The following is a 12,396-nucleotide window of genomic DNA, read 5'->3' as shown; positions in this document are numbered from 1 at the left end:
TGCTGAAAGATTTTGGAGGGCTGTGAATTGGCGCAGTTCTGCCCGGCCCAGCAACGGGCAATGTGTTTTGCGATTGGCGGCTCGTCGATGAACAGCGGCCTGAATGAAAGGGAACCGAATGTACAGCGAGCGACTTGAACTATTGATCGACGGCGTCTTCCGCGCCGGCAGCGAAGGCGCGGGCGAAGATTTGATAGATCCGGCGACAGGCGATGTTTTGGGCCGACTGCCACATGCCTCGAAGGCGGACCTCGACGAGGCACTGGCGTCATCGGCGCGTGGTTTTGCGGTATGGAAGACAATGACGGCGATCCAGCGTTTCGACATCATGGACAAGGCAGCCGACCTCATCGCGCAACGTAAGGGTGAGATCGCCCGCACGCTAACGCTTGAAAACGGCAAGCCGCTCGGCGAAGCAACCGGCGAAGTGCAGTTTTCGGCCGATGTCGTTCGCTGGTACGCCGAAGAGGGTAAGCGCGCCTATGGTCGCATTGTCCCGGCGCGTATTCCCGGTGTTCGTCAAATGGTCTTCAAGGAGCCGATCGGGCCGGTTGCAGCCTTTGCGGCGTGGAATTTCCCAGCCAGCAACGTCATTCGTAAGATTGCGGGCGCGCTCGGGGCAGGCTGCTCGATCATTATCAAGCCGGCCGAGGAAACTCCCGGCACTGCGATCGCCTTCGGCCGCTGCTTCCAGGAAGCCGGCCTTCCGGCAGGCGTCCTGAACATCGTTTTCGGCATTCCGGCTGATGTTTCGTCCTACTTGCTCACCTCGCCGATTCCGAAGAAGGTATCGCTCACCGGTTCGACGCCTGTCGGCAAGCTGCTGCAGAAGCTCGCTGCCGACACGCTAAAACGTTGTACGATGGAACTCGGCGGCCATTCGCCGGTCATCGTCCATGCCGATGCCGACCTCGATCGGGCGCTCGATGCCGTAGTCGCCGCGAAATTCCGCAATGCCGGACAGGTCTGCACGTCGCCGACCCGCTTCTACGTGCATGACAGCCTCTACAAGCCTTTCATCGAAGGGTTTGCGGAGCGCACCCGCAGGATCAAGATTGGCCATGGTCTCGAAGACGGTGTCCAGATGGGGCCAATGATCGCGTCCCGCCGTCTTGACGTGATGGACGGCTTCATCGCCGATGCCAAGGCGGATGGCGCCGAAATCGTCACCGGCGGTGAGCGCATTGGCAACAACGGTTATTTCTACGCACCAACGCTGCTCAAGAATGTTCCCGACAGCGCTCGTATCATGACGGAAGAGCCCTTCGGCCCGGTCGCTCCGACAACGACCTTTTCAACCTTCGACGAAGTCATTGAACGGGCGAATTCGTTGCCCTACGGCCTTGCCTCATTCGTCTTCACTCGCAACGGCACGTTAGCGCGTAACACCGAGATGGCGCTGGAGGCTGGCATGGTCGGCGTCAACCATACCGTGATCTCGACTGCGGAGACTCCGTTCGGCGGAGTTAACGAAAGTGGCTATGGCTCCGAATCCGGTATTGAGGGCCTAGAAGCCTTCCAGCGCACAAAGTTTGTCTCGGAAATTTGACAACACGGTACTCCGGCTGCAGGTGTATGCGGCCGGAGGCAATCAGCAGGTTTTTTCGAGGATACCAGATCGTCATGCATGGCGCTGACCGAGCCGTAGCACACTAAGCTTCGCTCAAGTTATTTGGTCCTCCGAAAGTTGGACGTCCAACCTCGGGGGCATGCCCAAGTGCCTGACCTTCTAGCACTGACCCATGTTTTGCGTAAGCTGCAACCATCTGGTAGTTCACACGACAATGAGAAGGCATGACGCTTAATGCTACAGAATAAAATCCAAAGAATCTCATCCTGTTAAGCCGGTGCGCCATCGATAAGTTTCCCCAGTTAGGGCACGAAAATTCCCTGTTCCATTGAGAAGGGTATTCTAAGTTAAATAATTGATAGTAATAGAATTTATTGCTTTAGGAATGGATCTCGAATTCGAATTATGGGAAAATTCCCTGTAAATCCGCCGTTATCAGCGAAAAGCAATTCCGAGACGGGTTCGCTACGGACTGCGTCCACTACCATTAATTGCGCCTGGGCAGCCACTGTCAAAATCACTTCCGTTTCCGCGACAATTGCGCTGCAGCTGTTCGAGAGGCATTGCTGCAGCTTTTCCAGCGTTTCCGCATGTGAACCGGATTTCGGTTGCCAAGCCCGGACTGGTCCTGTCTTGGTCGTGGCTCGCGATCCTTCAGCCGCACCGCAACTGCGTGCCTCAATGCAAGTGAACAATGATGTCCATAGCTCCGCTTTTTACGCCTCTCACGCTTGATCCGGTGACACTGCCGAACCGCATTGCTGTCGCGCCGATGTGCCAGTACATGGCCAATGACGGCTGTGCCTCGCCCTGGCATCTGCAGCACCTCATGTCGCTCGCCATGTCGGGCGCCGGATTGGTGATGATCGAGGCGACGGCCGTTTCGCGCCGCGGTCGCATCACCCACGGCTGCCTCGGTCTCTACTCCGATGCCTGCGAGGATGCCTTGGGCGCCGTTCTGGACCAGGCCCGCCGGGTGGCTCTGCCGGGCACCGAATTCGGGATCCAACTGTCGCACGCCGGCCGCAAGGGTTCGGCCCATCGCCCCTGGGAGACGCCCGGCGGAAGCCTTTCGGGCAGTGACGCCTGGCAGACACTTGCGCCATCCACGATTGCCCATCGCGCGGGCTGGGCCCTTCCGCAGGCGGCGACGGAAGAGGACCTCGACGGGATCGCGGACGATTTCCGCAACGCGTCTATCCGCGCGGCGAGACTGGGCCTCAAGGTCATCGAGATCCATATCGCGCATGGCTATCTGCTGCATCAGTTCCACTCCCCGCTCTCCAATACACGGCAGGACGCCTGGGGCGGCGATGACGAGCGGCGCATGGCCTTTCCGCTGCGTATTGCCGAGACGGTTCGCAATGCCGCAAGCGGCATCGCCGTGGGTGCACGCATTACCGGCAGCGACTGGGCGGAAGACGGCCTCACCGTCACGCATGCGACGACGCTCGCAACGCGGCTGAAAGCCATAGGTGTCGATTATGCCTGCGTGACATCGAGTGGCATTCCCGTCAGCAATCCGACCGTCGCCAATGCGGAAGACGAGCATCCGTCGCTGGCCGAGGCCGTGCGCCGGGAAAGCGGCATCATCACCCGCGCGGTTGGCATGATTACCGGATCGCAGCAGGCAAACGACCTTATCGAGAGCGGCAAGGCCGATCAGGTTGCGATCGGGCGCGGTTTTCTCGACGATCCCCGCTGGGGCTGGCACGCCGCGTTCGACCTCGGCGTCACGCTTGCCTACCCCGCGCCCTACGCATGGGCGGCGCCTGCCGAATGGAGCGGCCTGCAAAATCGCTCGACCTGACGAAGAACAGAGCGCTCGCCACCGGGCGCTCCCGACAATCCGTCAGGCGATCAGTCTGACGATCGATGCCGCGACGATGGAGGCGCGCTGCGAGAGCGTCTCGACAAGGATGTATTCATCCCCGGTATGGGCTTTTCCGCCGACAGGGCCTGCGGCGCACACCGTCGGCGCGCCCGCGCTGGACGCAATGCCGGAATCCGCGCATCCGCCTGTATATTCACCCACTATGTCGAAGCCGAGCGCCGCCGCCGCCCCGCAATAAAGGGCAGAAAGCACGACATTGTCCGGTGTCGGCGCGAGAGGCAGGGATTCGCTCTGTCGCTCGAAGGTGATCGTAGCGCCTGGGACGATCGCGCCCGCAAGGATCGCCTCGATGTCCGTGATCAGCCGGCCGCGCTGCTCGCCATCGACAAAGCGGACATCGACTTCGCCGGAGGCCTTCGCGGCCACGGTGTTGGTGGAAGAACCGCCATTCACCAGGCCGACATTGAGCGTGATGCCGCGCTCCACATCCGTCAGCCCGTGCAGCGCGGTGATCTTGTGCGCCAGTTCACTGATGGCGCTGACGCCCTCAGTGAAATTGACGCCCGCATGCGCGGCCTTGCCGCCGATCTCGAAACGATAGGTGAAGCCACCCTTGCGGCCGCTGACGAAATTGCCCGTCGGGCGCGCCGGCTCGGCATTGAAGACGGCCCTCGCAAAGCCGGCCTCTTCCTCGATATGCGCCCGCGAAGCCTGGGAGCCGATCTCCTCGTCCCCGGTCATCATCACGACAACCGGCACATCGGGCGAAAATTTCTGAAACGCGGCAAGGATGAAGGCATTCATAACCAGGCCGGCCTTCATGTCCGCAACGCCCGGACCATAGGCGCGGTCACCCACGATATGAAACGGTCGGCGGGCGGCCTCCCCCTTGCCGAACACGGTATCCCTGTGCCCCATCAACAGGATATTGTGACGCCCGCCGTCGCGGCGGACAGCCTTTGTCCCGGCAAGCAACGTATCGCCAAAGCGTTCCACCGGGAGTGCCCGGGTCTGGATTCCATGATCGGCGAAAAAGCGCGACAGGAGCACCCCGACCGCATCGACGCCTTCCTTGTCATAGGACCCGGAATCGACATTCACCAGGGTCGATAGCAGCGACACCATATTGTCCTGCTGCGAGGATATCCATTCGAGGATTTCGGCTTCCCGTGCGTGCATCCGTCTGTCCTATCCTTCAGCCGTGCTGGGTGTTGGAGATGAACCTGCGGAACCGCTCCGATTTCGGATTGCGAAAGACCTCGTCGGCAGGGCCGTCCTCTTCGATGACGCCCTCGTGCAGAAAAATCACCCGGGTCGCCACATCCCGCGCGAAGGCGATCTCGTGCGTGACGAGCAGCATGGTGCGTCCTTCGTCCGCAAGGGAGCGCATCACGGCCAGAACCTCCCCGACGCGCTCGGGATCGAGCGCCGATGTCGGCTCGTCGAAGAGCATGACATCCGGGTGCATTGCCAGGGCCCTGGCAATCGCGGCACGCTGCTGCTGGCCGCCCGACAGGTGGGAAGGATAGGCGTCACGCTTGTCCGCGATGCCGACCTTCTCCAGAAGCGCCATCGCCTCGGCGATACATTCCGCCCGTGGACGCCGCTGTACATGGATCGGCGCTTCGATCAGGTTTTCGAGAATAGTCATGTGGGACCACAGATTGAAGCTCTGGAAAACCATCGCGGCGCGGGACCGGATGCCATCGATCTGGCGTCGGTCGGCGATGGCAAGGCCGTGGCCCTGCTTCTTGAGCTTCACGGTTTCCCCGCCGACCACGACGTCACCGGCAGTGGGTATTTCCAGCATGTTGATACAGCGCAGCATGGTACTCTTGCCCGAGCCGGACGAACCGAGGATCGCGATCACATCGCCCTTGTGCGCATCGAGAGAAATGCCCTTGAGGACTTCGAGTGCCCCGAAGCTTTTGCGCAGGTTGCGCAGGGAGATAACGGGTTGCATGGTTGCCTTTTCAGTCATTTGGCTTGCTCCGTCTTATCGGTCGTTGGGAGGCCGCGCAGATGCGGCGTCAGCCACCAGTCCAACATCGAAACAGCGCGTGTCAGCAGGAAGTTGATGATGAGATAGATCGTTCCGGCGGCGATGAAGACCTCGACCGGCCGATAGGTCTCGGAAATCAGCCGCGCCGCGACACCGGTTACTTCCATCATGGTGATGATCGAGACCAGAGAAGTTGCCTTGACCATCAGGATCAGTTCGTTGCCATAGGCCGGCAGCGCCTGGCGCAGCGCCAAGGGCAGGATGATGCGGCGGTAGAGCAGCAGGCCCGACATGCCACAGGCCTTTGCCGCCTCGATCTCGCGCCTGGACACCGAGAGCAGGGCGCCGCGCAGCACTTCGCTGCCATAGGCAGCGCTGTTCAGCGACAGGGCGAGAATTCCGCACCAATAGGCCTCGCGGAAAAACTGCCACAATCCAAGGCTCTGCAATGTGGGGCGAAACTGCCCCAGGCCGTAGTAGATCAGGAAGATCTGCACCAGAAGCGGCGTGCCGCGAATGACGAAGACATAGGCACTCGCCGGCATGCGAAGCACGCGCAGACCGGATACCTGCATCAGGGCGATCAGCACAGCCAGTACCAATCCGATGACAAAGGCGAACGCCGTCAGTTCAAGCGTCAGCGGCACGCCGGAGAGCAGTTGCAGAAAACTGTCGCGGACAAAAACCGGATCCATCAGACGATCCCCCCGGGCATGCTTCGGCGTGCCCGGCTTTCAAGCCACGAGAACACATGCTGCGACAACCATGTGATGACGAGGAATATTGCCCCGGCGATGAGATAGAATTCAAACGGCTTGCGGGTCGATCCCGCGGCGATCTGCGACTGGCGGAGAAGTTCGACCAGGCCCGTCACCGAAATCAACGCGGATTCCTTCAGGGCCATCTGCCAGATATTGCCGATGCCCGGCAGCGCATGACGAAGGACCTGTGGAGCGATGATGCGGCGGAAGAGGAGGACCGGGCTCATGCCCGCGGCCTTTCCAGCCTCGATCTCGCCTTTCGCCAGAACACGGAATGCGCCGCGAAACACCTCGGCCTGATAGGCGCCGGAGACGACGCCGATCGCCGTTGCGCCGGCCGCAAATGGCGGCACGCCCACGAAGCCTGCCTCACCCCAAAGGTTGAAGAGCCCCGTTACCGCCATGCTGCCGCCGAAATAGAAGAGATAGATCACGAGCAGATCCGGGATGCCGCGAAGGACCGTCGTATAGGCATCCGCGGAAAACCGGACCGGCAGGTTTCCGGCCAGCTTCCCCCAGGCAATGACGGCGCCGATGACGCCGCCGATCAGGAAGCCGCAGACCGCGACGGAAACGGTCATGAAGGCAGCGATGAGCAATGCGAAGCCCCATCCGCCGGGACCGAAACTCACCAGTTGCAATAACTCCGTCATCTTTGCCCTGTCCTTCTAAAGCCGGTTCGATGGCAGATCAGACGTTGAACTGGAAGCCATCGACCGTCAGCGTCTGCCCGGTCATGAAGCACGGCTCCGACGTCGCGAGGAATGTCACGAGCCGCGCCACATCGTCGGCGCAGCCAAGCCGGCCGAGCGCAATACCCTTGATCACCTCGTCGGCGCGATCGGTCACGTTGGTGTCGATCTCGGTGCGGATCACACCCGGGCATATAGCATTGATCGAGATAACCGGGCCGAGTTCCTTGGCCAATGCCCGCGTCATACCAAGAATGCCGGCCTTTGCGGCAGCATAGGCAAAGCGGCTGACGGCTGCCGTCACGCCGCCCGACAGGGCGTTGAGCGACGACATCGAGACGATGCGCCCGCTGCCCTGGTGCAGCATATGGGGTGCGGTGTGCTGGATATAGTTAAAGCAGCTCTTCAGGTTGATCGCGATGGCGCGGTCGAATTCGTCTTCGGAAATCTCCAGAATGCCGACCGGCGCCGAGCGGCCGGCATTGTTCAGGAGGAAGTCGATGCGGCCGAACGCCTGGATCGTCTCGGCAACGATCTCGCCCGCGCGCTTGTGGCTGGAGACGTCGGCGACGAAGGTCAGCACCTTGCGGCCTTCCGCGGAAATCAGCGCGGCGGTGTCCGAGAGCTCCTTCTCAAGCAGGTCGACCAGAACGAGCGAATAGCCCGCCCGCGCCAGATCCATGGCACAGGCCTTGCCAATTCCACGCGCTCCGCCGGTGACGATTGCGACCTTCTCTTGTGCACTCATGTTTAAAACTGCTCCTTTTCAAAATTTCAGGAACATGGTATGGCTGCATCCATATTCTTCAATGAGAATTTGGTTCACATATATGAATATAAGCAGTGACTCTGAAGTAAAGTCCGCCGTTCGCGTTCTAGAGGTGCTCGAGCTCCTCGCTCGCGCGCAAAAGCCCCTCACCCTCAAAATGATCGTCTCGGAACTGGGATATCCGAAAAGCAGCACGTTCAATCTGCTGGCGACGCTGGTCTCCCGCGCCTATGTCACGCGCGACGAATCCGAAGCCTATCGCATCCATGAGGCCTTCCGGAACGGACCCGGCTGGTCGAGCGGGCGCGATGCGCAACTGATCGCAACCGCGCAGCCGATCATGGATGCGCTTCGCGACACCGAGGGGGAAACCGTCTTTCTTGGCGCGCGCCGCCGTGATGGCCGCATCAAGCTTCTCGCCAAGAGCGTGAGCCATAAATCCGTGCGTTTCGATTCCGACCTGACCGGTTCGGATGCATCCTTCTGTACCGCGATGGGCCGCGTGCTGCTTGGATATTGGAAGCCGGACAAGACCGCGGCCTATCTGGCACGCGAGCGGATCGTCCAGATTACCGAACACACGGTGATCGACCGCGTGCAGATCCGCCGGATTATCGAGACGGCGCGTCAAAACGGCTATGCCATCAGCGACCAAGAAGCGGTGGCCGGCGGCTCGGGCGTCGCAGCGCCCGTGCGCGACGCGACGGGCGACGTCATCGCCGCCCTCAACATCGCAACCGTCACCGCCCGCTTCGACGCCAGCCGCGACAGAATGATCGCCGCCGTCATCCGCAATGCGGACGAACTCAGTTCCAGGCTCGGCTACAAAAGCCCAAACACGGAAAATCAGTAAGATGGATATTCAATTCGAAGGAAAGCGCGTGCTCGTCACGGGCGCTGCCCGCGGTATCGGGCGTGCAATCTGCGAGGCGTTCGCGGCCGATGGCGCTGCCGTTCTGGCAACCGACGTCAATCTGGCGGAACTCGAACTCCTGCAGCAGTACACGATTGCCAAGCGCGGCGGATCGATCGTCACGGCGCGGCTTGACGTGACCGATGAGGACAGCATCGCCCGGCTTGTCGAGAAACAGGGTGCGGATTTCGACATCTTCGTCCATGTCGCCGGCGGTGTGCTCGGTCAGAAGCGTCAACCGGTGGAAAACGTTCCGGCAGCCGATTGGGACAGTATCTACGACGTCAATGTTCGCGGCGCCTTCATGGTCGCCCGCGCGGTCGTTCCGGCAATGAAGGCCAGCGGCGCCGGCAAGATGGTCTTTATTTCCAGCGGCGCCGGCCTTGGCGTCAGCCTGACCGGGATTCAGGCCTATGCCAGCGCCAAGGCGGCACTGATTAGCCTTGCCCGCCAGCTCGCCCATGAGCTTGGCCCCTTCGGCATCAACGTCAATGCGGTGGCGCCCGGCTTCCTTCGGACAAGCCCCGACTACGAGCGCCAGTGGGCCTCCTACGGCGAAGAAGGCCAGCAAGCCATGCTCGAGCAGATTCCCCTGCGTCGTATCGGGCTGCCGGACGACATATCGAATGCCGTTCTCTTTCTCGCATCCCCGTTCGCCAACTGGATCACCGGCCAAACCCTGTCTGTCAGCGGAGGGCCTGTCTCGTGAGTGGAGAAAACACCGTGCTCCCGACTTGGACCTGGCCCGAAGAGCGCCTGCAGGGGCTGATGAACCGCGCCCGCGCAGGGCACAGCCTCAAGCCCGCAGCGTGGCCGGGCAGCGCCAGATGCGCCGTCGCGCTCTCCTTTGATTCCGATCACGACACGTTCGAATTGCGTGACGGCGGCAAATCCATATCGGCCCTGTCTCAGGGCCATTTCGGACCGCGACAGGGCATTCCGCGCATCCGCAAGCTGCTTGCGGAACATTCCATTCCCGCCACCTTCTTCGTGCCGGCCATCACCGCTTTGCACTATCCGGACGAACAGCGCGCGCTCATCGCCGAAGGCCACGAAATCGGCCTGCACGGCTGGATCCATGAGCGCAACACGTTATTGGACGAAGCGACGGAACGGGACCTGCAATACCGCGCCGCCGATACGCTGGAGCAGATCACCGGCGTTCGCCCCGTCGGCATCCGCACGCCGTCCTGGGATTTCAGCGAGAACACGTTGAAGATCACGGCCGAAATGGGCCTGCTTTACGATTCTTCGCTGATGGCGGATGTGGATTGTTACGAGCTTCTGCTCGACGGCGCGCCATCGGGCGTCATCGAATTGCCTGTCGAGTGGATCCGCGACGACGCCGCCTATCTGATCATGGATCGCTGGGGCAGCCTTCGCCCCCAGATCGCGCCGCACGACATCCTGCGGATCTTCATCCAGGAATTCGATGCGGCCTATGACGAAGGCGGGCTTTTCCAGCTGACGATGCATCCTGATATCATCGGGCACCGCAGCCGGATCTGGATCCTGAAGGAGCTGATTTCGCATATTCGAGGCAGACGGAATGTGTGGTTCGCCACGCATGCGGATGTCGTCACGCACGCAAAATCTGCCTGCAACTGATTTTTACCGAATCGGAAAGCAACCCGCCGGCTATTCAGGCACGCCGCACCCGGCGCGTTTTTCGTGTGCCTGATGCCCCTCCGACGGGTGATTCAAGATTGCGATTTTTCTGAACAGAATTCATATATGTGAACATAATTTCTCTTCCCAGAGGCGTTGAGCCGGTCCAAACTCTTCCCAGTCAGGCAACGGATGCTGGGGCTCCGGATGTCGGCACATACCACCCGGCAATAAACAAGGAGGGAACCATGTTCAAAAAATCCGCGCTCGCGACAGCCACGGCGCTCTGCGCATTCGCCATGATCCTGGGCGGCACCGCGCTCGCCAAGGACTGGAAGAAAGTCACTGTCGGCGTCGAAGGCGCGTTTCCGCCCTTCAACTCGACCACGGCCGGCGGTGAGCTTCAGGGTCTCGATCTCGATGTCATCAGTGAGGTCTGCAAGCGCGCGGCGCTTGAATGCGATATTGTCGCGCAGGACTGGGACAGCCAGATTCCCTCGCTCATTGCAGGGAAGTTCGATGTGGTCCTGACGATGGGCCCGAATGAAGAGCGCCGGAAGGTGATCGACTTCTCCAATCCCTACGTCATCACGCCCAACACCTTCCTGGTGGCCGCCGATGGCCCGCTGGCAAAGCTGCCGCATATGGGCGAGCACCTGTCCACCGACACCGAAGAAGGCCAGAAAGCCATCGCCGAAATCAAGGATGCGCTGAAGGGCATGACGCTCGGCGCCTCGCTTTCCACCAGCCAGTTGAAAAAATTCGTCGAACAGAATTTCGGCGATGTCGTGGACGTCAAGACCTACAAGTCGTCCGAACAGGTCCAGCTCGATATCGAGGGCGGCCGTCTTGATGGCCAGTTCGACAATGTCGTGTTTGCGCGAGACCGCGCAGAGGCCAGCAAAGGCACGCTGACGACGAGCGGCCCCCTCCTCGTCGGCGGTATCCAGGCTACCAATGTCTGCCTCGGCATCCGCAAGAACGAGCCGGAGCTTCAGGCCATACTCAACAAGGCGCTCGGTGAAATGGCCGCTGACGGCACGCTCGCGGAACTCTCGAAGAAATGGTTCAAGGTCGATCTCAGCCCGAAGAGCTGATCGTCATCATAACCGGCGAGCCGCCACGTTTTTTAACAGCTCCGCCCAAGTTATTTGGTCCCCCCGAAAGTTGGACATCCAACCTCGGGGGTGCATGCCCGAGTGCCTTGGGTTTCAGACGCCGAAGGAGATCTTCAGCCATCATCTGTTGGCCTTGCAACGGCAAAGCATGTAGATTTCCGACCAGCGTTGCGTTCAATCTGGCACCCGCAAACGGGTGGGTTCAAGGATGAAGTGCGACTTGGAAAGACAACACCAGCTTGAGCTGGATCAAGTGCGAACTGCCTTTGCTGGATATCTCGTAATTGTGTTCGAGGACTGTAGGAACCTTTGAGTGCACCGCGTGGTTTCGCCGCCTCAAGGAGACGAGCTATGAAATCTCTAATGATCTTTGCCATGGCCACTCTGGTCGCATCCTGCACGACCTCGCATCAGCCACTTGAACCTATCCCCGGTAGCATCACTTACGGCGGACAGCCGAGAACAAAGCTCATGAAGTCGCCGATCGGCAGCACGTTCGAACATGAGTTTCGTGGCGACAACGGCACGCGCTGGTCAGAAACCTATCAAATCCAACCGGACCGAACAGTAGAGATCATATCCCGCAGGAAGTGGTCCGACTTCGAATTCTTCAGCGACACCCGGTGAGCCTTTCCTCAACTTGCGACCGGCAAGAAATCGGCGAAATACGAAATCCAACTGCGCGTCCATACCGCGCATGCCAAGGCTCCGGATCTCTAAAGAACCAGCGCCTTTTATGTTGTTGCCTTGTCTCTCTGATATTGACCTCCAGCACTGCGAACCCATGCTCTCTCCGGAGCGAAACCTGACTTAGAGGCTCGCGCGGCAATGAGAACGCGTGACGCTTGCTGCTACCGAGTAAAATCCAAGTAGCTCAATCTGTTAAGCTGGTGCGCCGTCGATAAACTTCCCCAGTTAGGGCGCAAAAATTCCCTATTCCATTGAGAAGGGTATTCTCAAATTAAATCGTTGATAATAATCGGATTTATTGCATGAGGAATGGTTGTCGAGTTCGAATTATGGGAAAATTCCCTGTAGATTCTCCGTTATCAGCGAAAAGCAATTTCGAGACCGATTCGCTCCCGACTGCGTCCACTACCAAAATTCTGCCAAAACAGACCCGGTGTCC

At 60.1% G+C, this 12,396-nt stretch carries 12 protein-coding genes; 7 read left to right on the top strand and 5 right to left on the bottom strand.

Annotation, left to right across the window (positions count from 1 at the left end; translation table 11 throughout):
- Positions 1-118 precede the first annotated feature (118 nt).
- Together ASD31_RS07310 and ASD31_RS07305 are read left to right on the top strand one after the other, a co-directional pair.
- Positions 119-1,549: an NAD-dependent succinate-semialdehyde dehydrogenase gene (locus tag ASD31_RS07310; protein WP_156392552.1), complete on the top strand. Its 1,431-nt coding sequence runs from the start codon at positions 119-121 to the stop codon at positions 1,547-1,549.
- Between the two features lie 718 nt (positions 1,550-2,267).
- Positions 2,268-3,380 carry an oxidoreductase gene (locus ASD31_RS07305; protein WP_056331473.1) on the top strand — a complete coding sequence of 371 codons (1,113 nt, stop codon included), beginning with the start codon at positions 2,268-2,270 and terminating at the stop codon, positions 3,378-3,380.
- Positions 3,381-3,422: 42 nt separating this feature from the next.
- On the opposite strand, the gene ASD31_RS07300 is transcribed toward ASD31_RS07305, so the two are convergent.
- Genes ASD31_RS07300 through ASD31_RS07280 form a run of 5 tightly spaced genes read right to left on the bottom strand, consistent with a single transcriptional unit; the run spans position 3,423 to position 7,607 of the window.
- Positions 3,423-4,583: a M20 family metallopeptidase gene (locus tag ASD31_RS07300; RefSeq protein ID WP_056331434.1), complete on the bottom strand. Its 1,161-nt coding sequence runs from the start codon at positions 4,581-4,583 to the stop codon at positions 3,423-3,425.
- A 16-nt stretch (positions 4,584-4,599) separates the two neighbouring features.
- A complete protein-coding gene (locus ASD31_RS07295) occupies positions 4,600-5,385 on the bottom strand; it encodes an ABC transporter ATP-binding protein (protein WP_056331432.1) in 786 nt (261 codons plus the stop codon).
- On the bottom strand, positions 5,382-6,101 hold the full coding sequence (locus ASD31_RS07290; RefSeq protein ID WP_056331430.1) for an ABC transporter permease: 720 nt from the start codon (positions 6,099-6,101) through the stop codon (positions 5,382-5,384). Before ASD31_RS07290 ends, ASD31_RS07295 begins: the two co-directional genes overlap by 4 nt.
- A complete protein-coding gene (locus tag ASD31_RS07285; RefSeq protein ID WP_056331428.1) occupies positions 6,101-6,820 on the bottom strand; it encodes an ABC transporter permease in 720 nt (239 codons plus the stop codon). The genes ASD31_RS07290 and ASD31_RS07285 overlap by 1 nt, the downstream gene beginning before the upstream one ends.
- 37 nt (positions 6,821-6,857) lie before the next feature.
- Positions 6,858-7,607: an SDR family NAD(P)-dependent oxidoreductase gene (locus ASD31_RS07280; RefSeq protein ID WP_056331426.1), complete on the bottom strand. Its 750-nt coding sequence runs from the start codon at positions 7,605-7,607 to the stop codon at positions 6,858-6,860.
- On the opposite strand from ASD31_RS07280, the gene ASD31_RS07275 reads away from it, so the two are divergent.
- From ASD31_RS07275 to ASD31_RS07255, 5 genes are all read left to right on the top strand, one after another.
- A complete protein-coding gene (locus tag ASD31_RS07275; protein ID WP_244483788.1) occupies positions 7,576-8,481 on the top strand; it encodes an IclR family transcriptional regulator in 906 nt (301 codons plus the stop codon). The two genes, ASD31_RS07280 and ASD31_RS07275, sit on opposite strands and share 32 nt — an antisense overlap.
- A 1-nt stretch (position 8,482) precedes the next feature.
- Entirely contained in the window at positions 8,483-9,250 is a 768-nt protein-coding gene (locus ASD31_RS07270) for an SDR family NAD(P)-dependent oxidoreductase (protein ID WP_056331423.1), read from the top strand.
- A gap of 59 nt (positions 9,251-9,309) precedes the next feature.
- Positions 9,310-10,149, top strand: a complete 840-nt coding sequence (locus ASD31_RS07265) for a polysaccharide deacetylase family protein (RefSeq protein ID WP_082520470.1) — start codon at positions 9,310-9,312, stop codon at positions 10,147-10,149.
- A gap of 248 nt (positions 10,150-10,397) precedes the next feature.
- Positions 10,398-11,246, top strand: a complete 849-nt coding sequence (locus ASD31_RS07260; RefSeq protein ID WP_056331418.1) for a transporter substrate-binding domain-containing protein — start codon at positions 10,398-10,400, stop codon at positions 11,244-11,246.
- A 372-nt stretch (positions 11,247-11,618) separates the two neighbouring features.
- Positions 11,619-11,894 carry a hypothetical protein gene (locus tag ASD31_RS07255; RefSeq protein ID WP_056331416.1) on the top strand — a complete coding sequence of 92 codons (276 nt, stop codon included), beginning with the start codon at positions 11,619-11,621 and terminating at the stop codon, positions 11,892-11,894.
- The last annotated feature ends 502 nt before the right edge of the window (positions 11,895-12,396 follow it).

The sequence above is a fragment of the Rhizobium sp. Root482 genome, from assembly GCF_001426565.1.
In the GTDB taxonomy this organism is placed as follows: Bacteria; Pseudomonadota; Alphaproteobacteria; order Rhizobiales; family Rhizobiaceae; genus Pararhizobium.
The sequence above is the reverse complement of the archived record's forward strand: the minus strand, read 5'-3'. Positions and strand labels throughout refer to the sequence as shown.

Coding starts and splice junctions, on each gene's coding strand:
- ASD31_RS07310 (WP_156392552.1), top strand. CDS start 119: ATGTACAGCGAGCGACTTGAACTATTGATCGACGGCGTCTTCCGCGCC.
- ASD31_RS07305 (WP_056331473.1), top strand. CDS start 2,268: ATGTCCATAGCTCCGCTTTTTACGCCTCTCACGCTTGATCCGGTGACA.
- ASD31_RS07300 (WP_056331434.1), bottom strand. CDS start 4,583: ATGCACGCACGGGAAGCCGAAATCCTCGAATGGATATCCTCGCAGCAG.
- ASD31_RS07295 (WP_056331432.1), bottom strand. CDS start 5,385: ATGACTGAAAAGGCAACCATGCAACCCGTTATCTCCCTGCGCAACCTG.
- ASD31_RS07290 (WP_056331430.1), bottom strand. CDS start 6,101: ATGGATCCGGTTTTTGTCCGCGACAGTTTTCTGCAACTGCTCTCCGGC.
- ASD31_RS07285 (WP_056331428.1), bottom strand. CDS start 6,820: ATGACGGAGTTATTGCAACTGGTGAGTTTCGGTCCCGGCGGATGGGGC.
- ASD31_RS07280 (WP_056331426.1), bottom strand. CDS start 7,607: ATGAGTGCACAAGAGAAGGTCGCAATCGTCACCGGCGGAGCGCGTGGA.
- ASD31_RS07270 (WP_056331423.1), top strand. CDS start 8,483: ATGGATATTCAATTCGAAGGAAAGCGCGTGCTCGTCACGGGCGCTGCC.
- ASD31_RS07265 (WP_082520470.1), top strand. CDS start 9,310: ATGAACCGCGCCCGCGCAGGGCACAGCCTCAAGCCCGCAGCGTGGCCG.
- ASD31_RS07260 (WP_056331418.1), top strand. CDS start 10,398: ATGTTCAAAAAATCCGCGCTCGCGACAGCCACGGCGCTCTGCGCATTC.
- ASD31_RS07255 (WP_056331416.1), top strand. CDS start 11,619: ATGAAATCTCTAATGATCTTTGCCATGGCCACTCTGGTCGCATCCTGC.